Source organism: Candidatus Limnocylindrales bacterium, from assembly GCA_035626395.1.
In the GTDB taxonomy this organism is placed as follows: domain Bacteria; phylum Desulfobacterota; class Binatia; order UBA1149; family CAITLU01; genus DASPNH01.
Map to the genome: position 1 here is coordinate 559,407 of DASPNR010000031.1, position 21,852 is coordinate 581,258.

At 69.9% G+C, this 21,852-nt stretch carries 16 protein-coding genes; 13 read left to right on the forward strand and 3 right to left on the reverse strand.

Translation table 11 applies throughout. The annotated features are described in order from the left end of the window. Window positions 1-2: 2 nt before the first annotated feature. On the reverse strand, window positions 3-224 hold the full coding sequence (locus tag VEC57_13970; GenBank protein HYC00238.1) for a hypothetical protein: 222 nt from the start codon (window positions 222-224) through the stop codon (window positions 3-5). Window positions 225-466: 242 nt separating this feature from the next. Here VEC57_13970 and VEC57_13975 point away from each other — a divergent pair, with 242 nt between their 5' ends. Continuing rightward, the gene (locus tag VEC57_13975) at window positions 467-1,984 is read left to right on the forward strand and encodes a hypothetical protein (GenBank protein ID HYC00239.1); all 1,518 of its coding nucleotides are present in this window, start codon (window positions 467-469) and stop codon (window positions 1,982-1,984) included. After that, the gene (locus VEC57_13980) at window positions 1,981-4,047 is read left to right on the forward strand and encodes a sulfatase (GenBank protein ID HYC00240.1); all 2,067 of its coding nucleotides are present in this window, start codon (window positions 1,981-1,983) and stop codon (window positions 4,045-4,047) included. The genes VEC57_13975 and VEC57_13980 overlap by 4 nt, the downstream gene beginning before the upstream one ends. Before the next feature lie 3 nt (window positions 4,048-4,050). Here VEC57_13980 and VEC57_13985 read toward each other — a convergent pair whose 3' ends face one another. Together VEC57_13985 and VEC57_13990 are read right to left on the reverse strand one after the other, a co-directional pair. Next, entirely contained in the window at window positions 4,051-6,114 is a 2,064-nt protein-coding gene (locus VEC57_13985) for a hypothetical protein (GenBank protein HYC00241.1), read from the reverse strand. A gap of 96 nt (window positions 6,115-6,210) precedes the next feature. Beyond that, complete coding sequence (locus VEC57_13990) at window positions 6,211-6,963, reverse strand: hypothetical protein (protein HYC00242.1); 753 nt, start codon at window positions 6,961-6,963, stop codon at window positions 6,211-6,213. A gap of 385 nt (window positions 6,964-7,348) precedes the next feature. Here VEC57_13990 and VEC57_13995 point away from each other — a divergent pair, with 385 nt between their 5' ends. The 11 genes from VEC57_13995 to VEC57_14045 all read left to right on the forward strand — a co-directional run bounded on the left by VEC57_13995 (window position 7,349) and on the right by VEC57_14045 (window position 21,852). Beyond that, window positions 7,349-8,395, forward strand: coding sequence for a glycosyltransferase family 2 protein (locus tag VEC57_13995; GenBank protein HYC00243.1), 1,047 nt, complete (start codon window positions 7,349-7,351; stop codon window positions 8,393-8,395). A 1-nt stretch (window position 8,396) separates the two neighbouring features. Continuing rightward, window positions 8,397-10,526, forward strand: coding sequence for a glycosyltransferase (locus tag VEC57_14000; GenBank protein HYC00244.1), 2,130 nt, complete (start codon window positions 8,397-8,399; stop codon window positions 10,524-10,526). Next, window positions 10,523-11,629, forward strand: coding sequence for a glycosyltransferase family 1 protein (locus tag VEC57_14005; GenBank protein HYC00245.1), 1,107 nt, complete (start codon window positions 10,523-10,525; stop codon window positions 11,627-11,629). The genes VEC57_14000 and VEC57_14005 overlap by 4 nt, the downstream gene beginning before the upstream one ends. Further along, window positions 11,626-12,558 (forward strand): glycosyltransferase family 2 protein, encoded by a 933-nt coding sequence (locus tag VEC57_14010; GenBank protein ID HYC00246.1) that lies wholly within the window; start codon window positions 11,626-11,628, stop codon window positions 12,556-12,558. The genes VEC57_14005 and VEC57_14010 overlap by 4 nt, the downstream gene beginning before the upstream one ends. Window positions 12,559-12,706: 148 nt before the next feature. Continuing rightward, the gene (locus tag VEC57_14015) at window positions 12,707-13,861 is read left to right on the forward strand and encodes a glycosyltransferase family 4 protein (GenBank protein HYC00247.1); all 1,155 of its coding nucleotides are present in this window, start codon (window positions 12,707-12,709) and stop codon (window positions 13,859-13,861) included. A 113-nt stretch (window positions 13,862-13,974) separates the two neighbouring features. Further along, a complete protein-coding gene (locus VEC57_14020) occupies window positions 13,975-14,715 on the forward strand; it encodes a polyprenol monophosphomannose synthase (GenBank protein ID HYC00248.1) in 741 nt (246 codons plus the stop codon). A gap of 40 nt (window positions 14,716-14,755) precedes the next feature. Continuing rightward, a complete protein-coding gene (locus VEC57_14025) occupies window positions 14,756-15,907 on the forward strand; it encodes a glycosyltransferase family 4 protein (protein ID HYC00249.1) in 1,152 nt (383 codons plus the stop codon). A gap of 7 nt (window positions 15,908-15,914) precedes the next feature. Next, entirely contained in the window at window positions 15,915-18,476 is a 2,562-nt protein-coding gene (locus VEC57_14030) for a hypothetical protein (protein HYC00250.1), read from the forward strand. A gap of 6 nt (window positions 18,477-18,482) precedes the next feature. Continuing rightward, window positions 18,483-19,976 (forward strand): flippase, encoded by a 1,494-nt coding sequence (locus tag VEC57_14035; protein ID HYC00251.1) that lies wholly within the window; start codon window positions 18,483-18,485, stop codon window positions 19,974-19,976. Then, window positions 19,973-20,884: a class I SAM-dependent methyltransferase gene (locus VEC57_14040; GenBank protein HYC00252.1), complete on the forward strand. Its 912-nt coding sequence runs from the start codon at window positions 19,973-19,975 to the stop codon at window positions 20,882-20,884. The genes VEC57_14035 and VEC57_14040 overlap by 4 nt, the downstream gene beginning before the upstream one ends. Then, window positions 20,881-21,852 (forward strand): magnesium transporter CorA family protein, encoded by a 972-nt coding sequence (locus VEC57_14045; GenBank protein HYC00253.1) that lies wholly within the window; start codon window positions 20,881-20,883, stop codon window positions 21,850-21,852. The genes VEC57_14040 and VEC57_14045 overlap by 4 nt, the downstream gene beginning before the upstream one ends.

The window sequence follows — 21,852 nt, forward strand, 5'->3', positions numbered from 1 at the left end:
TCTTACTTGCGCATGCTCTTGTGGAAGAGCGCCTCCTGCTTTTCGGAGGCGACACTGGCGCGGTCGGCTGCCGCTTCGGCGCGATTGGCCGCAGCCTCGGCACGATTGGCGGCCTCTTCGATCCGCTGCAGGTCATCCGAGGTCACCGAGTCGCTGCTCTTGGCCGCGCAACCGGCGGCGACCACTGCGACGGCAAGTGCTGCAAAGGCTGTTTTCCAGTTCATCTCGATGCGCTCCTTGTTTCGTGTCGTATGCGCGGCCGGCGCGGGCTTCCGCGCCTGCCACGGTCCCGGACTTCTCGGACGAGAGCCACCCCCGCGCGGCGCACGGAAAATAAGCCCAGGTATGGTCATTTGACAAATCCCGCGCGCGCCCTCGGCCGCAGCTGCGCAGGCTTGCCGATGAACGCGGGAACGGCGTCGGTCGGCGGCCCGATCGCGAGGACGGCTGTTTGGAAGAGGCGAGCATGCATCGCTATCATCCCGCGATGGCAGTCAGTCGGCGGCGATGGATTCAGCGACGCGGCATCGCTGCCGGCACCGGCATCGGATGGCCCGAGCTGCTGGCGGCGGCGTTCGCCATCGCCCTGTATCTTCCTGCGCTCGGCTTCGGCTTCGTTTTCGACGACCGCGCCCTGATCGGCAGCGATGGATGGCCGCTGTGGCTGGGCGGCAGCCTGCCATACCGGCCGGTGCGATGGGCGAGCTATCTCCTGGATGGATCGCTCGGCGGATCGGCCGCCGTCTATCACGCTCATAATGTTGCCTGGCACGGTCTCGTCGCCGCTTGCACCGTCGCCGTCGCGCGCGCCCTCGGCGCCGGCGCCACCGCCAGCGTCGTGGCTGCCATCTGCGCGGCGGCCCATCCGCTGGCGGTCGAAGCGGCGGCGTACGTCGCGGGCCGGCGCGACCTTCTGGCAGTGGCATCAGGGCTGATCGCGCTGCTGGCCTGGCTGCGCGGCGCAGCGGCGCTGGCGGCCGCCGCGCTGCTGCTCGCGGTCGGAGCCAAGGAGAGCGCGCTGGCCTTCGTTCCCGTGCTCGCGGCCGCATCGGCGTGTGCGCTGGCACCGCGCTCGCTGGCGGCGGCGCGCGCATTGAGCGTCGGCATCGCTGGCGGCGTCGCACTTGCCATCGCTTACGGAGTCATCGGGCCGTTTGGCCCGAACATCGGCATCGACGGATACGCGCGTGTCGGCGCCACTGTGCTGCACTACGCCGCGACCATCGCGTGGCCGGCGGCACTGTCCCCCGAGTATCCGGACCTGCGCCGGTTCCGCCCCGATGTCGCAGGCGGCGAAGAAGTCCTGGCCGCGGCCGGTGCAACCACGCTGCTGCTGACGGTTGCGGCGATCACGCTGGCGGCATGTCTGCGCGCTGCGCGGCGAAGCGAGCCGCGGCCGCTCCTGTTCTGTGCCGCGTGGATCACGCTGGCGGCGATCTGCCTGTCGGTGTGGGGCGGGCTGCACGAGCCCGGGGCCGACCGGCACGCGTATCTGTTGTTGCCGGCGCTCGGCGTCGGACTCGCGCTGCTTCTGACCCGAGCGCAGCAGGCGGCATCACTGTTGCCGGCGCCCGCATCGCTGGCGCCGATGGCGGCTGCGATCCTGGCCATCGCCGCTCTGTCGGCGGCCACGCGCGAGACGATGATGCACTGGCGCGACGAATCGACGCTGTGGTCGCGGGCGGTGCAGGTGGCTCCCGCTTCGGCACGCATGCGCTACAACCTGGCGTCAGTGCTGTCGGGGCGCGGTGAGTATGCGCAGGCGCAGTTCGAGCTGTCGCGTGCGCTTCGCAGCGAGCCCGATTACGCCCCCGCGCATCTGGCCCGTGCCGCCGTACGCTGCGCGCGCGGACGCTCGGCCGCGGCGCGGCCCGATCTCCTGCGTGCGCTCGAGCTCGGCGCTCCCTCCGATGATGTCGCGGGCATCGCCCGCGACTGCACACTGATCGAATTTGCCGGCCTGGCGGCGGCCGGCCTCCGGTGACGGCCTCCGTCGTCGCCCTGATCTGCTCGCTGCTGATCGCGCGGGGGCAGGGGTACGGCGGGCCGGCTATCGCGACGCTCCTGTGGTGGAACGCGGCGCTGGCCGCGATGCCGCTCGCGCTCGTGTGGATTGCCGAGCGCGCTGTGGCTTTCATCCTGCGCCAGCGTGCGGCACCGGCCGGCGTCACCGCGCGCACTCCGACGCGCGGTGCATCCGACGCCGCCGCAGCACCCGACGCGGCCGTTCACGCTGCAACACCCGTCGTGTCTGCCGGCTCGCCCGCACTCTCGGCACCACGGTCCGCTTCAGCCGTCGAGAGCGCGTCGCTGGTCGCGCAGTCGTCGTGCGCGCTGGCGATGTTCGGCTGGTGGTGGCTCGAGCCGCACGCGGTGCTGACCGCATGGACCGGCGCAAGCCTGAGCAGCCGCTGGTGGCTCGCGGCGCTCGGCGCCATCGTCGGTGCCGCGCTGGCTGCGGCGGCGGCGCGGCGGCGCGACGCTCGTTGTGCTCGCGAGGTCTCGGCGGGAACGCTGGTGGCGTTCCTGCTCGCCGGAGGGGCGATGTATCGCGCGGCCGACGATGTGGCGGCGGGCGAGCGCGCCGTCGCGGCGGCCACGATCGCAGCCGCCGCGGCGACATGCGGCCTGCTCGCGTACGTTCTTGCGCGTGGCCGGCTCCGCGGCGCGGCCGTCGTGCTCGGCGCCGCAGCCGCGATCGCGATCGCGCTTTGCATGCTGCCCACCGCCGGCACGCAGCGCACCGCGAAGGCCGGCGCCGCGCGCGAGTCGGTCCTTCTGGTCGTCATCGACACGCTCCGCGCCGATGCCGCAGGCGCGATGCCGGGCCTGAAGACGTGGATGCCGCACCTGGCTCGCATCGCCGGTGATGGCGTGACGTTCACGCAGGCGATCTCGCCGGCGCCATGGACGCTGCCCGCCACCGTCAGCCTGCTCAGCGGATGGAACCCGCACCGCCACCGCGCAGGCGCCAGCGTCTCGCCGTGGGAGGTCCTGCCGGGCGAGCCGCGCGCCTGCTATCTGGGCCCGGCGCTGCGAGATGCCGGCTACGTCGTCGGCGCCTTCGTCAACAATCCGTATCTGCGACCCTATTTCGGCTTCGGCCGCGGGCATCTGCTGTTTCGTCCGTATCACGGCACCGCCGACGACGGTGTGACGCTGGCGCTTCAGTGGCAGCGCCGCATCCAAGGCCGGCCCTTCTTCACGATGCTGCACGTCATGGATCCGCACTGGCCGTTCTCGGCCCCTGCGGGATTCGGAGCGGAGCGCTCCGACTGCGCAAGCTGCGATTCGCTCGGTGAGCTGCAGTACAAGCCCACCTCGGAGGCGACGCGGCGTGAAGTGCGAGCACGCTATCGTGCCGAGGTCGAATACACGGACGCGCAGCTCGGACGTCTCTACGACGCCTTGAACGAGAGCGGCGCCCTCGACAGCGCCTGGCTCATCGTCACCTCCGATCACGGCGAAGAGCTGTGGGATCACGGCGGATTTCTGCACGGACACACCCTCTACGACGAGCTGCTGCGCGTGCCGCTGGTGGTGGTTCCGCCGCGCTCCCGCGGCGGCGTCGCGCGCGGCAGCATCGCGGGATGGCAGGTTCGGCTCGAAGACGTGGCGGCCACGATCCTCGACATCGCGGGCCTGGATGGTTCGCTCGCGCCCGACGGCGCCTCGCTGCTGCCGCTGATCGCGCTGCCGCAATCGGCGCCGGTGCCGGCGCGCGTGCAGCTGAGCGGCTACGTCAAGTCGCCGCTCGATATGAGCTATGCCCTGCGCGGCCACGCCTACAAGGCGATCTTCCGGCCCGACAACCCGTTCGCCAGCGAGGTGTTCCACGTGTTCTCCGACCCGCGCGAGAAGCACAACCTGCTGTCGCCGCAGGCCGATGCGCTGGCGCGCCTGACGGCGGGCAACAAGCTGCGCGAGCTTCAGGGCATCGTGGCCGCGCGCGGTTTGCAGCTGGAGCGCCAGCCGCTGCCGCAGTCGAGCGCCGCGCCCGATGCCGATCTGCTGCGCCAGCTTCGCAGCCTCGGCTACGCGAATTGAGCGTCACCGGATCGGCTCGCCCTTGCCGTTCAGGCTGCGCTCGAGCTTGTAGATCGCGATCGGGGCGAGATAGCGCTCGATCCTTACCGGCAGCCGGTCGTGCGTCGCTTCCAGCAGTGGAAGATGCACGCGGGTACGGCCGACCAGGCTCCCGCGCACGAACGCCGCCGGCTGCGGACGACCGAAGCCGCCGGTGACGAAGTACACGGGCACGTTCGGGAACGCATGCACCAGCGCGGAGAGCTGCTGGCGTCCGACCTTGGTGGTGTCGGGGTAGACCGAGACGTTGTTGCGCCCGTACAGCAGCCACAGCGCCGGACCGAGCATGTGCGCGCTGAGGGTGCGGTTGATCGCGATCAGGCCGCCGTCGGGAATGGCCGCGACGACCTCCTCGAGCTGTTCGGTGGCGCCCTGGTAGAGCGGCTTGCCCCAGACCGTGCGGCCACCGGCGACGACGCCGAAGAGCAGCGCCGCCACGGCGATCACGCCTGCCGCCGGATGGCGGCGCCACGCGTGCTCTGCCGCTGCGACCGCCAGCAGCAGCAGTCCTGGCAGTAGCACAGGAACGTAACGACGCACGCCCCACGGCAACGTCGGATGCACGTGCGGGTTGTAGAACAGCACCAGCGACGTGACGGCCAGCAGCGCCAGCACCATGGCGCTGCCGGGCAGCTCGCGGCGGCGCTGCCAGACGATGACGGTGCCGGCGGCGGCCAGGGCCAGTCCTGCCCATCCCATGTAGAACGACAGCCAAAGCGGCGTGCGCGTGGCAAGGAATGAGGAGACCGCCGCGTGCCCGGCCACCAGCGCGAGGACGAAGCCGAAGCGCAGCGCGCGCCTCCACCCGAGCCACCAAGCAAGGGCAGCCGCCGCAATGCTCGCCGCGACGGCGCCGACGGCGAGCAGCGTTGCGTGGTGGACGAGGAGATACAGGAGCAGGACGCGCGCGTTCGTTCCATTGTCGAGCAGGGGCGCCGCGTACGATCCCGGCACGCGCACGAGCTCGACCGCTGTCAGCAGCGCCCAGGCCCCGATCATCGCGAAGAACGCCGGCGGCAGCGGCGCGGCCGTCGACTCGGACGAAGCGGTCGCGGCGGCGCGGAAGGAGGGCAGCAGCACCAGCGTGCCGGCCAGGAAGATCGCAAAGTCGATGCGCAGGAGCATGGCCGCGCCGAACGCTGCCGCAGCAAGGACGATGTCGGCGTGGCCACGCTTGTGATCGTAGGCCGCGGCTGCGGTCAGGCCGGCCCAGGCCAGGTACCACGCCGGCTGCTCCGACATCGCGAAATGTGCCGAATAATACGCCGCTCCGTTGCCGGCAATGACCGCCACGGCCAGCAGCGTCCATGGCAGCGTCAGCCAGCGCCTGACCAGAACGAACGTCGTCCACACGGCCAGCGCCGCGAAGAACGTCGCATAGGCCGGTGCCGCGCGCGCGCCGGCAATCTCGGTGACGAGCGCCGCCCACACCGAGGGCACCGGAAAGAACGCCGGCCACGCCCTGGTGTCCTCGAGCGAATGCATCAGCAGCGCGCCCGGCACGCGGCGATACGGCGGGCCGCCGCCCCCGACCACCTGCGACATCGAGTCGAACAGGCTCCGCCGCAGGATCGGGCTGAGCCTGGGTGCCAGCTCGTCGTCGACGGCGAACTTGCCGGTGCGCGCCAGCGCGACGCCGGTATCGAGATAGGCGCTCGCGTCGGAGGCGGCCAGGAACGTGGGATAGGGCGGCCAGTAGGCGAGCAGGGCCAGCAGGAAGACGAGCGGCCCGATCCGGTCGTGCCAGACCGGGATCGATTCGTCGCGGCCGCGGATGAGCAGCTGGTAGAGGAAGCCGACGAAAGTGATGAAGCCGTTGCCCAGCACCACCGACGCCAGTGAGAAGCTCTCGAAGGCTGCCAGAGAGGAAGCCACCGCCGTCGTGCAGAGCACGCTGACGAGGACCTGCGCCCACAGCCGCGGAAGCGAGGATTGCCGCCCGCGCCACCACCCCTGCCCCGGAGCCAGGGCGCAGGCGTAGACGGCGATCGCGCCGCGTGCCAGCGCAGGTATGAGCTCAGGAGCCACCGGGTAGCCAGTAGTGCCCGGATCGAACGAAAAAAAACGGGGCGGTGCATTTCTGCACCGCCCCGTCGTCAGGACCGTGGCTTGCGCCGCGGTTCGTTACTGGGGCTCGGGCAGGTCGCTCTTGCTAGCCGAGCCGCCGCCGAGAGCCGCGAAGGGACGGCCATCCGGATCCTTGATCATGATGTCGACGACCTGGATCTGGGTGCAGGTCGGCAGCGCCGCGCCGGTCGGACCAACGAAGGGCTTCAGAGCCTCGGCGCTGTTCGCGTCGAGCGAGAGGCCGCCGTTGCTCGGATCGTCGAAGTAGAACGTCACCGGGAAGTCGATGACGGTCATGTCGCCGTTGCCCGTTCCGTTGCCGTCGTTCAGCGAGGCGCGGCTCAGGGTCGCCAGCGTCCAGCCCGAATCGTCCGGGCCGATCGGGGTCGTGCCGTCGCTCTGCATGATGCCCTTGCACTTGCTCTTGACGTACACGATGTGGCACGGGCCCGGAGGCAGCTCGAGCAACTCGTCGTTCGAGTCGGTCACGGTCGCGCAGTCGGGAACCAGCTTGCCGCTGGTCGAAACGCTGCAGCCGCCCTTGCCGGCCGGATCAAACAGAAACTCGGTGCCCTGGCCGGTTCCCGCTTCGTCCTTGTTAGGAGTGACGGGCTCGCAGGCGGGCGTGCCGCCGCTGGTCTCGGTGTTGACGACCGGGTTCTCGGTCGACGGGCAGGCGGCATAGGCGCGAATCATCGAGCTCTTCAGACCCTTCGCCTTCGCAACCACGTTGAAATCACATTGAGCGCTGGCCGTGCCCGCGTAACCGACGAGGGCAAGGGCAGCCATGGGCATAATCAGTTTCTTCATTCGGACTCTCCTCCCACAAATTGCTGTCGACAGTTTGGGTTCTTGCTGCGGCCTTTGCGGAACTCCCTCCCGCTCGGACCGACGTTGTTTCCACCAGGGGAGCGATCTCCTCCCCAGCTCCTGCAAAAGATGCCCTGGCTGATGTATTGGCCGGCCTCCCCTGGCAGGTCGGGGGCAGTTATAAGGGCCGTGTCGCGTTATTGTCAAGGACGGATACGGCCGTTTCGCGAGGAGTTTTGCCGAAGATTTTCGCTGCTTGCGCGGCGCGCGGCCGTCTCACTCAGAGACATCCTGCCAGCACTCCCCGAATGCCATCGGCAAGCCGTCCGCCCCCGCCGCAACGCCAGCCGCGGCGCCGACCCGGCGACGCGATGGACGCCCATTGATGCACACCGGAAGCATTCCTGACATAACGCCTGCGGTGAAGGTCGTCATCCAGATCCCCTGTTTCAATGAGGAAGCGGTGTTGGCGGAGACCATGGCCGATCTTCCGCGAACGCTTACGGGCGTCGACGAGATCGCGGTGGTCGTCGTCGACGACGGCAGCACCGACGGGACTTCTGAAGTGGCGCGCCGTTGCGGCGCCGACCACGTGCTGCGGGTGCCGGTCAATCAGGGGCTGGCGCGTGCATTCTCGTCGGGCCTCGACTTCGCCCTCAAGCTCGGTGCCGACATAATTGTAAACACAGATGCGGACCACCAATATCGGGGCGACCAGATTCAGCGCCTGATCGATCCGATCCTTCACCACGAGGCCGACATCGTGGTTGGCAACCGCCGGCCGGGGCGGCTGGCCCACTTCTCGCCGCTCAAGCGGCTGCTGCAGGTCATCGGCTCGTGGGTGGTCAGTCGCCTGTCGGGGCTTCACATTCCGGATGCCACCAGCGGCTTCCGGGCGTTCTCGCGCGAGGCGGCGCTGCGCATGAACGTCGTCTCGGATTTCACCTACACGCTGGAGACCGTGATCCAGGCGGGCAAGAAGCAGCTCTTCGTCGCGCACGTCGACATCGACGCCAACCCGCAGAAGCGGCCTTCGCGCCTGTTTCCCGGCATCCCGAGCTACATTCTGCGCAGCATCTCGACGCTGGTGCGCATCTACGCGCTCTACGAGCCGATGCGCGTCTTCACGATCATCGGGCTGCTGCTGCTCTCGGGCGGCGGCGCCATCGGCCTGCGCTTCATGTGGTACTTCTTCACCGAGGGCGGCGGCGGGCACATCCAGAGCCTGGTGCTGGCGGCGGTGCTGCTGCTGGCGGGCTTTCAGACCATCCTGATCGGCCTGATGGCCGACCTCATGGGATCGAGCCGGCGCATTCTCGAAGACTCGCTGCTGCGCATCCGCCGGCTCGAGCTGCGCGAGTATCCCAGGCCCGAGCCGATCACGGCCGTGGATCCGCTGCCGCAGGCAGGCCCGCCGGCGGGCCGGCAGTGACATGCGGGTCGCCTTCTTCGGCACCTACAACCGCGGACACAGCGCCAATCGCATCTACGCCGATGCGGTGCGTTCGGGCGGCTACACGCTGGTGGAGATCCACGAGCCGCTTTGGGAGCGCACGCGCGACAAGGATGCGGCGTTCTTCGCGCCGGCCGCTCTGCCGCGGCACGCGCTGGCCTGGCTCGGCGCGGCGTGGCGGCTGGCGGGCGTGTGGCGCCGCAGCGGCGGTGCACCGGTGGCGCTCATCGGCTTCAACGGCCAGCTCGACGTCCTGCTGCTGCGCGTGCTGACGCTGCGCTCGCGGCCGCGCATCGTGTTCGCGCCGCTGGTGACGTTGACCGAAACGCTGGTCGAGGACCGGCGCGTCTACGACCACGGCTCGCTTGCGCATTCGGCGCTGCGCGCGCTCGATCGCCTGACCTGCCGCGCCGCCGACGTCGTCGTCACCGACACCGACGAGCACAGGCGCTACTTCGTCGAAGAGATCGGCGTGGAGCCCTCCCGGATGCTGGTATGCCACCTCGGCGCCGACCTCGACGCTTTCGATCGGGAAGGGGGGCAGGTCTTGCATTCGAGCATCTGCTCCGATGCGAAACATGACTCGGGCACGGTGGAGGTGCTGTACTTCGGCCAGTATCTGCCGCTGCACGGCCTGGACGTGATCGTCGATGCAGTCGGGCGGCTGGCTTCGCGCCTGGATCTGCTGTTCACGTTCATCGGCACGGGCGAGGAACGCGCGCGCATCGAGCCCGCGTTGCGTGCGACGAGGGCGCGGGTGCAGCTCATCGACTGGGTCGCCTACGAGGAGCTGGCCGGCCGCATCGCGCGCGCCGACATCGTGCTCGGCATCTTCGGCGCCTCGCGCAAGGCGCGCATGGTGATTCCGAACAAGGTCTACGAGGCGGCGTTGGTCGGCCGCGCCATCGTCACCGCCGATACGCCCGCGGTCGCCGAGGTCTTCGTTTCCGGGCGCGAGATCCTGACCTGCGCCGCCGACGGGCGTGCCCTGGCCGATGCCATCGCGCGCCTCGCCGACGATGCCGATCTTCGCGCGCGCCTCGGATCCCAGGCGCGCGAGCTGATGCGGTCGAGGTTCGGCCGCGACGCGCTCGGCCGCTGCTGGAGCGTGGCCGTTGCCGGCGCCGAGGCGCTGCAGCGCGAGCGGCCGCGCATGGGCGTGGCGGTGCTCTGCTTCAACGACGCGCGCCGCACGCTCGAGTGCCTGCACTCGCTGGCGGGCGACGGCTACCAGAACGCGCATGTGCTGGTCGTGGACAACGGCTCGGCACCGATGCAACGGGCCGAGCTCGAAGAAGGGATCCGCGGCCGCCTCGACGTCGAGCTGCTCCTGCTGGAGCACAACCTCGGCTACGCAGGCGGCAACAACGTCGCGCTCGAGCGCCTGTTCGGGGCTGGATGCGAGGCGGTGCTGGTGCTCAACAGCGACACGCGCATCGCGCCGGGGACTCTGCAGGAGCTGGCCGCGGCGCTTCGCACCTCGCGCGCGGCGGGCCCGATCGGTCCCACGGTATCGCGCGACCGGCCCGGCGGCGCCGTCGAATCGGTGGGCGAGCGCTACTGGCCCTCGCTGCTTTGGGCGCCGCGATCGCTGCTGCGGCCGCGAGCGCGGCGCCAGCGGCCGCATCGCGTGGGCGGGATCAGCGGCTGCGCGATCCTGATTCCGCGCGCTCTGTATGAGCGCGTCGGCGGCTTCGACGAAACGCTGTTCGCCTACTACGAGGAAGTCGACCTGTGCCTGCGCGCGCGCCAGGCGGGCTTCGCTCCCACGGTCGTGCCGGCCGGCGAGGTGGGGCACGAAGGACGGCGCGGCTTCGCCGGCGGCATGACGCCGCTGGCGGCGTATCTCAAGGCACGCAACCTGTGGTCGGTGGCCGCGCGAAGGCTCGGCCCCGGTCGCCGCGCCTTCTTCGCTGCCGGCTACGGCGCGCTCATTGCCGCCAGCGCCGCCGGCTATCTGCTGCGCGGGCGCAGTGACATCGCCTCGGCCCTCGTGGCAGGCGTGCGCGCCGCCGCGCGCGGCGAGATCGGGCCGCCGCCCGATCGCCTGTTCGCGGCCTCGGGGTATCCTGCGCCGTCCTCGCAGGATTCCATGGAGCCCGCGGCATGAAGATCGCCATCGGCGCAGTGGCAGGCACGGTCGGCGGGCCCGCAACCTACGCGGTCGAGCTGGTGCGCTCGCTGGTGGAGGAGTTTCCCGACGACGAGTTCGTCGTGCTGACCGATCAGCCGCAGGCCTTTGCCGCGTTCGCCGACGTGCGTGAGGTGCGGCTGCGCTCGCCGTGGGAGCAGCCGCTTTGGGACCACGTGCGCGTCCCGTCGGCGCTGGCGCGCGAGCGCTTCGATCTCTATCACGGTACCAAGGGCGTCGTGCCGCGGCGCCTGACGATTCCGGCGGTCGTCACGATCCATGACCTCGCCAACTACGTCCTGCCCTCGAGCTTCGGCTGGCCGCAGCGCTTTCATCTTCGCTGGGAGACGCCGAAGGCGCTGCGCCGCGCGCGTGCCGTCATCGTCCCCTCGCGCAGCACGGCGGCCGACGTCGCACGATTCTTTCCCGAAGCCTCCGCGCGCGTGCGCGTCATCGCCGAAGCCCCTTCGCCGCGCATCCATCCGGCAAGCGCCGCCGACATCGCCGCCTGGCGCGGCCGGCGCGGCATCGAGCGTCCCGCCTGCGGCTATCTCGGCACGGTGCAGCCGCGCAAGAACATCGACCTGCTCGTCGAGGCCTTCCTGCGCGCCGCCGGCACGCGCGACTGGCGGCTCGTCATCGCAGGGCGAATGCGCCCAGGCTACCGGCCGGCGTTCCGGGCGCCGGGCGCGGATGCACGCATCGTCTATCTCGGGCCGCTGGAGGACGAGGAACTGTCGGCGTTCTTCGGCTCGATGCGCTGCATGGTCTCGCCGTCGGCCTACGAAGGCTTCGGGCTGACGGTGCTCGAGGCGATGGCCGCCGGTTGCCCCGTGGTCGCGCTGCGCAACAGCTCGCTGCCCGAGGTCGCCGGCGATGCCGGCGTTCTGCTGGAGCGGCCCGATGCAGGCGAGCTGGCGCAGTGGATCGAGCGGCTGATGACCGACGACCGCACCGTTGCCGACCTTTCGCGCCGCGGCCGCGCCCACGCCGTGCGCTTCTCCTGGAAGGACGCTGCGCAGCGCACGCGCGCCGTCTACGAGACGGCAGCCGGATCGCTGGCGGCGGGAGATGCGGCGTGAGCGGGCGCGTGCGCGTGACGGCGGTGGTGCTGAACTGGAACGGCACCGACGACACCGTCGCCTGCGTGCAGAGCTTGCTCGCGCTCGAAACGGGCGACGCGGAACTGGACATCCTCGTCGTCGACAACGGCTCGCGGCAGAGCCCGGCCGCCCCGATCAAGGCCGTCGCTCCGCAGGTGCCCATCCTGTTCACGGGCGCCAACCGCGGCTACGCGGGCGGCAACAACGCCGGCATCCGCTACGCCGCGGCACGCGGCGCCGACTTCATCTGGGTGCTGAACAACGACGCCGTGGTCGAAAGGGACGCGCTGGCGCCGCTGCTGGAAAGTGCGGCCGCGAATCCCTGCGCCGGCGTTCTCGGCAGCCGCATCCTGCGCGCCGACGATGCGAGCCGCGTGTGGGTCGCGTGGGGACGCGTGACGTGGCGCCAGAGCCTGGTCGCGCTCGAAGGCGAGGACGCCTCCGACGGCCCGCGCTACCACGGCGAGCACGATGTCGAGTGGATTCCCGGATGCGCATTGCTGTTTCGATCGCGCGCGCTGGCCGAGGTCGGCGGCTTCGACGAGAGCTTCTTCGCCTATCACGAGGACGTGGACTGGGCCGCGCGCGCCGCCGGCGCCGGATGGAAGTGCCGCTACGTGGGGCGCTCGCGCGTCATCCATCGCGTGCACGGCAGCTCGGGCGGCGCCTCCTACTACGGCGGCTTTCGCAAGTATCTGTCGGCGCGCAACAGCGTGCTCTACGCGCGCCGCCATGGCCGGCCATGGCAGGTGGCATGGATGGCGGCCTGCATCCTCGCGACCTTTCCGTTCCAGCTGCTGCGGCGCAGCGTTCGCGGCGAGGGAGCCGGCGTCGTCATCAAGGCAAGGGGGTGGATGGACGCGCTGCGCGGACGTCCGCTGCCTCTGAAGGACCTCGGGCTGCGTTGAGAAATCGCGCCAGCAATACTATGCGCCCGTTGCATCGAGCGCGGCTGTCGCTCCAGGAGCAGATGGAAGCCGCTCGCGCGCGGCCGCTGGCCGGCGCGATGCAAGCGCATCCGCAGGCGGCTCGCGATGGCACCACGGCGAGCCACCGATGAAGCGGCGCATCCTCGTCCTCAACGAACGCGACGTGAAGAGCCCGCTGGCCGGCGGAGCCGAGATCCACATCTTCGAGATCTTCCGGCGCCTGGTCGAGCGCGGGCACGAGGTAACCCTGCTGGCGGCGACCTATCCCGGCTGCGCCAGGGAGGAGATGGTGCAGGGCGTTCGCGTGCGGCGCCTCGTCAACCGCTATCCCTACTACGCCGTCGCGCCGTGGGTCGCGCGCCGGGAGGCGCGGCGCGGCGGCTACGACGTCGTCGTCGACGTCCTCAACAAGATCCCGTTCCTGAGCCCGTGGTTCGTGAACGTCCCGTGCTTCGCCATCGTGCACCATCTGTTCGGCACGACCGCCTTCCGGCAGGTCAACATCGTGGCGGCGCTGATCACGTGGCTGTCGGAGAAGCTGATCCCGTACGTGTACAGGGGCGTGCCGATGCTGGCGATCTCGCCGAGCACCAAGGAGGACCTGATCGATCGCGGCGTGGTGCCGGCTCAGATCTGGGTGGTGCCACCCGGCGTCGATCAGGACACGCACGTGGCGCCCGACGACGGGCTGTCGCGAAGGCCCATCGTCCTGTGGATCGGCCGTCTGGAGAAGTACAAGAGCACCGACCACATGGTCGATGCAATGGCCGGCGTGGTGCGGGAAGTTCCGGATGCAAGGCTCGTCTTTGTCGGCGCCGGAACGGCGCGGCCGGCGCTGGAAGCCAAGGTACGCGAGCTCGGGCTGAGCCAGTACGTGGAGTTCACCGGCTTCGTTCCCGAAGAGGAGAAGCTGGCCTGGCTCGGCCGGGCCGCGGTGGTCGTGCAGACCTCGGAGAAGGAAGGCTGGGGCATGACGGTCATCGAAGGCAATGCGTGCGGAACACCGGCGGTGGCCAGCAACGTCAAGGGCCTGCGCGATTCGGTGCGGCACGGCGAGACCGGGCTGCTGTACGAGTACGGCGATACCGAGGCACTGGCGCGCTCCATCGTGGCGGTGCTGACGGATCGGGAGCTGCGCGCGCGACTGATCGCCGGCGGCAGGGCATGGGGCGAACGCTTCTCGTGGGACCGCGTGACCGACGACACGGCGGCCTTGATCGAGGAGGCGATCGCTCGAACAGGCTCGCACATCCGGCTGAAGTCGTCGCCGTTCGAGCCGTGAAAGAGCGCGCGATGCCGGCGGGCCGATGGGATGCCGCGTCTGCGCTGAACTCCACGGGCGCGCGGACAATGGTGCCGGCCCTGGTTTTTGTATAGCCTGCGAATCACCGGCCCATGCGCAAGATCGTCGTCATCCCCACCTACAACGAAAAGGAGAACGTGGCGCTCATCGTCCCGGCCATTCTCGGCGTGGACGGCGAGAACGAGGTGCTGATCGTCGACGACAATTCGCCCGACGGCACCGGACGCATCGCGGACGAGATGGCCGCGGCAAATCCGCGCATCCACGTGCTGCACCGGCCCGGCAAGCAGGGCATCGGCCCCGCGTACCGCGCCGGGTTCCAGCGCGCCATCGAGCTCGGGGCCGACCTCATCGTGCAGATGGATGCCGACTTTTCCCATCCGCCGACCTCGCTGCCGACCTTCTACGAGCTGGCAGGCGATCACGAGCTGGTGCTCGGCTCGCGCTACATCGAAGGCATCACGGTGGTGAACTGGCCGATGGGGCGCCTGATGCTGAGCTACTTCGGCAACATGTACGCCAAGTTCGTGCTCGGCGGCCTGCCCGTCAACGACGCCACCGGTGGCTTCAAGTGCTGGCACCGCAAGGCGCTCGAAGCCATTCAGCTCGATCGCGTGCAGTCGAACGGATACGGCTTCCAGATCGAGATGACCTACCGCGCCTGGCTGCTGGGCTGCCGCATCAAGGAGACACCGATCATCTTCGCCGACCGCAAGCTCGGTACGTCCAAGATGCACAAGTCGATCGCCCTCGAAGCTCTGCTGATGGTGTGGTGGCTGCGCCTGCAGGCAATGCTCGGGCGCATCCGGACGCAGCCCGCGCCGACGACCTGAGCGGCACCGCGCGCAGGCGCGCAGCCGGTTCTTGACGAACATGCCACGCAGCATCCTGGTCCTGAACGAACGCGACCTTCGCAATCCGCTTGCCGGCGGCGCCGAGGTGCATCTGTTCGAGACGTTCGGGCGGCTCGCCCGGGCAGGACACGAAGTGACCGTGCTGGTCGCGTCGTTCCCCGGCTGCCGGCGAGAGGAGATCATCGACGGCGTGCGCGTGGTCCGGCTGACCAACCGCTACTTCTACTACCTGGCGGTGCCGATCATCGCGCGGCGCATGATCGCGCGGGGCCGCTACGAGGTCGTCATCGACGTGCTGTGCAAGCTGCCGTTCCTGAGCCCGTGGCTGCTGCCGCGTCCGTGCGTGGCGATCGTGCATCACCTGTTCGGCACGACGGCGTTTCAGCAGGTGGCGTTTCCCATCGCCACCGTCACCTATCTCTCCGAGAAGCTCATCCCCCGCGCGTACAGGGACTGCTGGTCGATCGCGGTGTCGCCATCCACGCGCGACGATCTCGTCGTGCGCGGCCTGGACCGCTCGCGCATCCTGGTCATTCCCAACGGCGTCGACTGCGACCTCTACCATCCCGACCCGCGCCACCGCTCGCCGACGCCGCTGATCGTGTGGCTGGGGCGCGCCGAGCCGTACAAGCGCGTCGATCTTCTCCTGCAGGCGCTGGCGCAGCTTCGGCCGCTGGTGCCGGGGGTTCGTCTTGCCATCGTCGGCGACGGCACGGCCAGCGCCGATCTGCAGCAGATGGCCGAGCGCCTCGGCGTTGCCGACATCGTCGACTTCCTCGGCTTCGTCGACAGCGGCCTCAAGGTGGCGATGCTGCAGAAGGCGCACGTGCTGGCCAACACGTCCGAGAAGGAAGGGTGGGGGCTGACGGTGCTCGAAGGCGCGGCGTGCGGCACGCCCACGGTGGCCAGCAACGTGCCGGGCCTGCGCGACTCGGTGCGCGACGGCGACACCGGGCTGCTGGTGCCGCACGGCGACATCGTGGCCCTGACGAGCGCACTGGTGTCGGTCCTGACCGACGACGATCTGCGCGAACGCATGGCGCGGCGCGCGCGGCAGTGGGCGATCCAGTTCACGTGGGACAGGAGCGCGCACGACGTCGAGCGGATCATCGAGGCGGTGGCTGCCGATGCGCCGGTGACCGGCATCGCTTCGCCGTTCGCGGATGGATAAGGCGGCGGTGACGGCAACGCCGCCGTCGTCGCGCGAGCGCGAACCGGCGTCGACGCCCGGGCGGCCGCGACCGCATGAGCACCGCGCCGCGATCACGCCCACGCCGCCGCCGTGGCTCACGCCGATTGCGGCGGCGTCGGTGTTCGCCGCCGCAGCCATCTATTTCCTTCTCTACCGAAGCTACGGTTTTCAGGTCGAAGATGAGGGCACGCTCTACTTCCAGCTTGCGCGCTGGGTCTCCGGCCAGCGCCCCTACTTCGACTTCCACACGGGCTACACACCCGGTTTCTTCGCGACGTTCGGGCGGATCCTGGACGCGGTCGCCTTCGATCTGGCTGCGATGCGCACGGCGCTGGCAATGCTCAACGCGGCCACCGCCTGCGGCCTGTACGTGATCGCGGCGCGCGTGGTGGGGCCGTTCCTGGCGGTCATCGCGCCGCTGGTGTGGACGGCGTTCCTGCCGGTGCGGCCGGGTGACTTCGCCAGCTTCAACGTGCCGTATCCGGTGTGGCCGGCCACGGCTGCATGGATCGCGACCGCGCTGTGCATGACCGGATGGGCCGCCCGTGGCGGCAGTCTGCGCCTCCTGATTGCGGGCGCCGCCGCCAGCTTCGCGTTCGCCAACAAGATCAATGCCGGCGCCTTCGCGCTGGCCGCATGCGTTTGGGCCGTGTGCCTGTTCGCCAACGATCGGCGGATGATCGACCGCGTCGCGATGTCGGTCGCCGGCATCGGCATGCTTGCCGGCGTGTGGTTTTCGCTGGGACTGGTCGTCGCGACGGTCGACGCGATCGTGCACGTGCTGCCGTGCCTGGCGGTGACGATGGTGGTGCTGACGATCGGGCGCGCCAGTTTGACGACGACGCTGCACGGCGGCGCCACGGCGGCGCTGCTGTGGCTGGCGGCAGGCTTTGTCCCCTGCACGGCCGTATGGGCGGTGCCGGCGCTGGCGCGGCTCGGCATCGAGGGCTTCGCGCGCGAGGTGCTGCTGATCGGGTCGGGAGCGGCCGGCCTCTACTACGTCGATCACCCCACGCCACAGACCTACGCCGTGGTCACGACGCTCGCCGCCATCGGCGCTGCCGTCACCAGCCGCCTGCTCGCGCGCGGCCATCTTCCGGTGCGGTACGTCGCCGCGGCGGCAATCGCCGCGCTCGCGGCCACGGCGCTGGCGGCGACGCAGTTTGCGGTCGCGCCCGAAGGTTTTCGCCGCAGCGTGGCATGGCAGCTCGAAAACGCGTCGTTCTGGCTTTCGCCGCTGGCCAACATCGGCGGCATTACGCTGCTGGCGCTGCGTCTGGCTCGGCCGCGCGCGCGTGCGCCGGAGCGGGCGCTGGCCGCACTGGTGCCGCTGGCGGTGGCGATGTACGTGCAGCTCTTCCCGCGCTCCGACTTCATGCATCTGATCAACTCGGTGCCGCTGACGCTGGTGGTGGCGGTGGCGCTGCTGGCGCGCGTCATCGACTGGTTCGAGCCGGCCGACGAGCGCCCCGCCAGCATCGCTCCCGCGCTGCTGCGCACCGGCGTGGTCGCCGCGGTCATGGGCGTGCTCATGATCCGCTTCGGTCTGAACCTGGAGCCGCTGGCCAAGGTCGCCACCGGCGCCGATGCGCGGCAATGGGCGGTGCAGACCGACCGCATCGCGATATGGGTGGAGGCAGGGGCCTCCGACGACCTCGTCGCGTTCGGCAGGACGGTCGACTACGTCGCCGCGCATACGCAGCCGGGCGAGACCGCCGTGCAGTTCCCGGCCGTTGCCGGCGCGCTGTACGGCGCATCGCTGCACAGCCCGGTGCCGCACGACTACTGGTATCCGGGCCGGCCCGATCGCCACGACGAAGCCGCGATGCTCGCAACCATTCGCGAGGCTCCGCCGCGCTACATCGTCACGCTCAACGACGGCTGGACCTTCTTCATCGGCTCGGCGCAGTATTTCGCCGACGCGGAGGACTTCGCGCGCCGCAACTACGCGCTGGCCGCGCGCTTCGGCCGCTTCGACGTGCTGGCGCGAAACGACGTTGCGCGCGGGGCGGTCGAGGAGTGGATACCCACGGGCCCCTCGGCCGCGATGATCGAGCCGGAGGTGGCGCCGCGGCGGCAGGCCGCGCGGCGCTGGTGCGCCGGATTGAAGGCGGCCGACGCACGCGAGGCGCAGCTCCCCGCCGAGCGCGCGAAGGCGATCCTGTTTCTGCGCGCGCTGCGCGACGGCGGCGACATGCGGGCCGCCGGCTGGCTGCTGGCCGGCTACTTCAGCGGCGACGAGCGGCTGCGCAGCGAGGCCGTCGGAGCGATGGACGTGGTCGAGCGCGTCTTCACCGCCGCACGGCACCGCTGGGCGGGCGACTTCCGTGCGGCTTCGTTGCGTCCCTTCCTGGAGCCGCACGCCGACCGCGCACGCGACCTGCTCGAGCACGGCGACCCGCGCGCGCACCCGTTTGCAAGCGCCATCGTCTCCATCACAAATCCCGGGCTTGCCCGACGGCCAATCGTTCATCCGCCGCCGCGCTCGGCCCTGCCGGGCACGCGCGCAGCGCCTGCCGGCGTCGAGCGCGGCGGGCGAGGCACGTAGAACCTCATGACCGGCACGACCGCGACCAGCTCGCCGCCGCATGCAGCGCGCAACGTGGCTCAGCGGGTGTGGTACGGCCTGCTGACGCAGGCGGTGGACAAGGTCCTTCCCGTCCTCATCCTGCTCTACCTGGCGCGCGTGCTCGAGCCGGCGGCGTTCGGCGTCTACGCCTTCATCATCGCCTACCTCGCGTTCTTCCAGATCATCTCCGACTACAGCATCGACACCGTGCTGGTACGCATGATGAGCCAGCAGCCCGACGACCGCGACGAGCTGCTGCGCGCCGGCCTGGCGCTCAAGCTCATGATGTCGCTGGTGTCGGCCGTGGTCGCCGTGGCCTTCGTCGGCCCAGCGTCGGGGGATCAGACGCCGCCGGTGCTGATGGCGGTGGCGGCGCTCAACCTTCCCACCGCGCTCGGCGGGGCCTATCGCGCCTGGCAGCGCTCGCGGCTCGAGATCGGCACGCTGTTCCTGCAGGCGGCGCTGCGCGCGACGCTGCTGGCGGGCGGCGTTGTGGTGGCGGTGTGGAGCGGGGCGGGGCTGGTGGCGATTTTCGCGTCCATGTCGGTGGCCAACCTGCTGACGTTCCTGATCATCGCCGCCAGCATGCGAGGCCGCGTGCGGCCGGGTTTGAGCTTCGACCCGGCGCGCTGGCGCGCCATCGCCGCGGGCGTCTGGCCGCTGATGGTCAACGCTTTCGCGATGACGCTGAGCCTGCGCGCGGGGCAGATCCTGCTGATGTCGATGCGCGGGCCGGTCGACGTGGGGCTTCTCGGAGCGGCATCGCGGGTGACCGAGGCGTTCACGCTGCTGCCCGAAGCGCTGATGATCAGCGTCTACCCGATGATGGCCGACCTGCACAGCCGCGAGTCGCCTGCGCTGCTGCGCACGGCCGCGCGCTCGAGCCGCTATCTGGTGGCCATCACCGGGCTGCCGGTGGTGGCGTGCGCGGTCGCCGGCCGCGGCATCATGAGCCTGCTCTTCGGGTCCGAGTTCGTGGAGGCCGGTCCGATCCTGTCGCTGCTGGCGTTCATGGCGCTGCTGAGCGCCACCGGCACGGTGATCCTCAACGTGCTGGTGGCTACGCACGGCGAGCGCGTGCTGTCGCGCAACACGCTGGCCTTTGCCGCGGTCAACCTGGTGCTGAGCGTGTTGCTGATCCGCAGCCACGGCGCTATCGGTGCGGCTGCGGCCATGCTGGCCACCAGCGCGGCCTCGCAATTGTCGCTGGCCGTGATTCCTTCGACTCGACAGTACGTACGGGCTGCCCTGGTGCCGGCGCTGCGCGCCTTTGCCGCCGTCGCCATCGCCGTCATTGCGGGCAAGCTCAGCGGGCTGTCGGCCACGCCTCTGCTCGTGCTGTCGATCCTGGTGTACGTGGCCGCGGCCGCGGTGCTCGGAGTTTTCGGCGCGGACGAATGGCGGCTGCTCAAGGCGGTGCGCTCCGGTCCCAAGGTCGCTTCGGTGCCGGCGGCCGAGCAGCGCGGAGACGTCCAGTGAGCGGGCCGGGCGAGCGCTTGCCGTGCAACCTTTGCGGCAGCCGCATCCAGCGTCTGTTCCACGACCAGGGCTACCGGCGCGTCGTCGAGTGTCAGGTGTGCGGGCTCGTCTTCGTCGACCCGATGCCCAACGCGCAGGAGAAGGCCGAAATGGAGCGGCTGGCCTACGAAGGCGAGCTTTTGCCGGAGGTCGCCGATTTCTTCCGCAACTGCCACCGCGACTTCCAGGACGACCCGGTCATCGGTGCCTTTCGCAACGGCCTGCTGTGGATGGGGCTGCACCGCACGCCCGGCAAGCTGCTCGACGTCGGGCCCGGCACCGGGATCTTCCTGTACCTCGCGCAGAAGGAGTTCGGCTGGGAGCCGCACGGGATCGACATCTGCGACGAGAGCGCCGTCAAGGCGCGGGAGGAGTTCGGCATCCGGCTGACCGTCGGCGACTTCAACACGTATGCCTGGGAGCCCGGGTCCTTCGATGCCGTGACGATGCTCGACATGCTCGAGCACACCATCGATCCGCTGGCTTCCCTTACGCGGGCCTACGAGCTGCTGCGGCCGGGCGGCGTGCTGTACGTGGCCGTGCCCAATCAGCACTGTCTGATGACGATGATCCTGGACGAGTACATCCGCCTGGGCCTGCCCGGCGCGCGCTTCTTCCAGGACCGCCTCTACGTGCCGCCGCACGTCTACTACTTCCAGCCGCGCACGCTGCGGCGGATCCTCGAGCGGGCGGGCTTCGAGATCGTCGGCGTGCGCAGCGGCAACGTCTATCTCGGCCGCTATCGGCTGCCGCTGTGGATGCGCATACCGATGGAAGTGGTGCTGCAGACCGGCAACGTCTTCGGCATGGGGGCCAAGGTGATGGCGCTGGCGCGCAAGCCGGAAGGGGAGGCGGGGCGCGTCGGATGATACGCGCGGCCATCTCGCGCAGCGCCGGCGCGCCGGCGCTGCCGGTTCCCTTCGCGGAAGCCGCCGCGGCGGCCATCGCAGCCGAAGATGCGTCGCAGGTGGTGTGGGTGGACGCGAGCGCGTGCAGCACGGAAGAGTTCGCGCTGCTCGAGAAGAGCTTCGGGCTGCATCCGCTGACGGTCGAGGACCTGCGCCACCGCAACCAGCGAGCCAAGCTCGAGGAGTTTCCCGGCTACCTGTTCCTGGTCGTGCACTGGTTCCGCACCATCGAAGCGACGATCAAGCCGGACGAGGTGCACTGCGTGCTCGGCCGCAACTGGCTCGTCACCGTATGCGACCGCGAGGGCGTCGAGCCGATCGAGCAGGCCTGGGCAGGCTTCCTGCGCGGCCGCGTGCGCCAGCCCGCCGGCGCCGACGGCGAGCTGTATCGCGTGCTCGACCATCTGGTGGACTCGCACGTGCCGGTGCTGACCAGGTTCGAGGACCGCCTCGAGCGCCTCAGCGAAGCGGTGACGAGCAACGGCAACCACGGAGAGATCGAGCGCATCGTCAGCGTGCGCCGCGCGCTCGTGCGCTTTCGCCGTGCGCTGGCGCCGCAGCGCGACGTGCTGACGTCTCTGGCCAGGCGCGAGCACGCGCTGGTCAACGAGCGCACGCTGCTGTACTTCCGGGATGTCTCCGATCACCTGCAGCGCGAATACGAGACCATCGAATCGCTGCGCGAGCTGGCGCAGAGCGTGATGGAGGTGGAGCTGGCGGTCAGCGAGCGCAGGCAGAGCCAGGTCGTCCAGCGGCTGACGGTGATCTCGACGATCTTCCTGCCCCTGAACTTCGTCACCGGCTTCTTCGGCATGAACTTCACGCACATGCCCTTCGACGACGACCGCTTCCTCCTCGGCGCCATGATCTCGATGGTCACGCTGCCGACGGCGCTCGTCCTCCTGTTTCAGCGCCGCCGCTGGATCTGA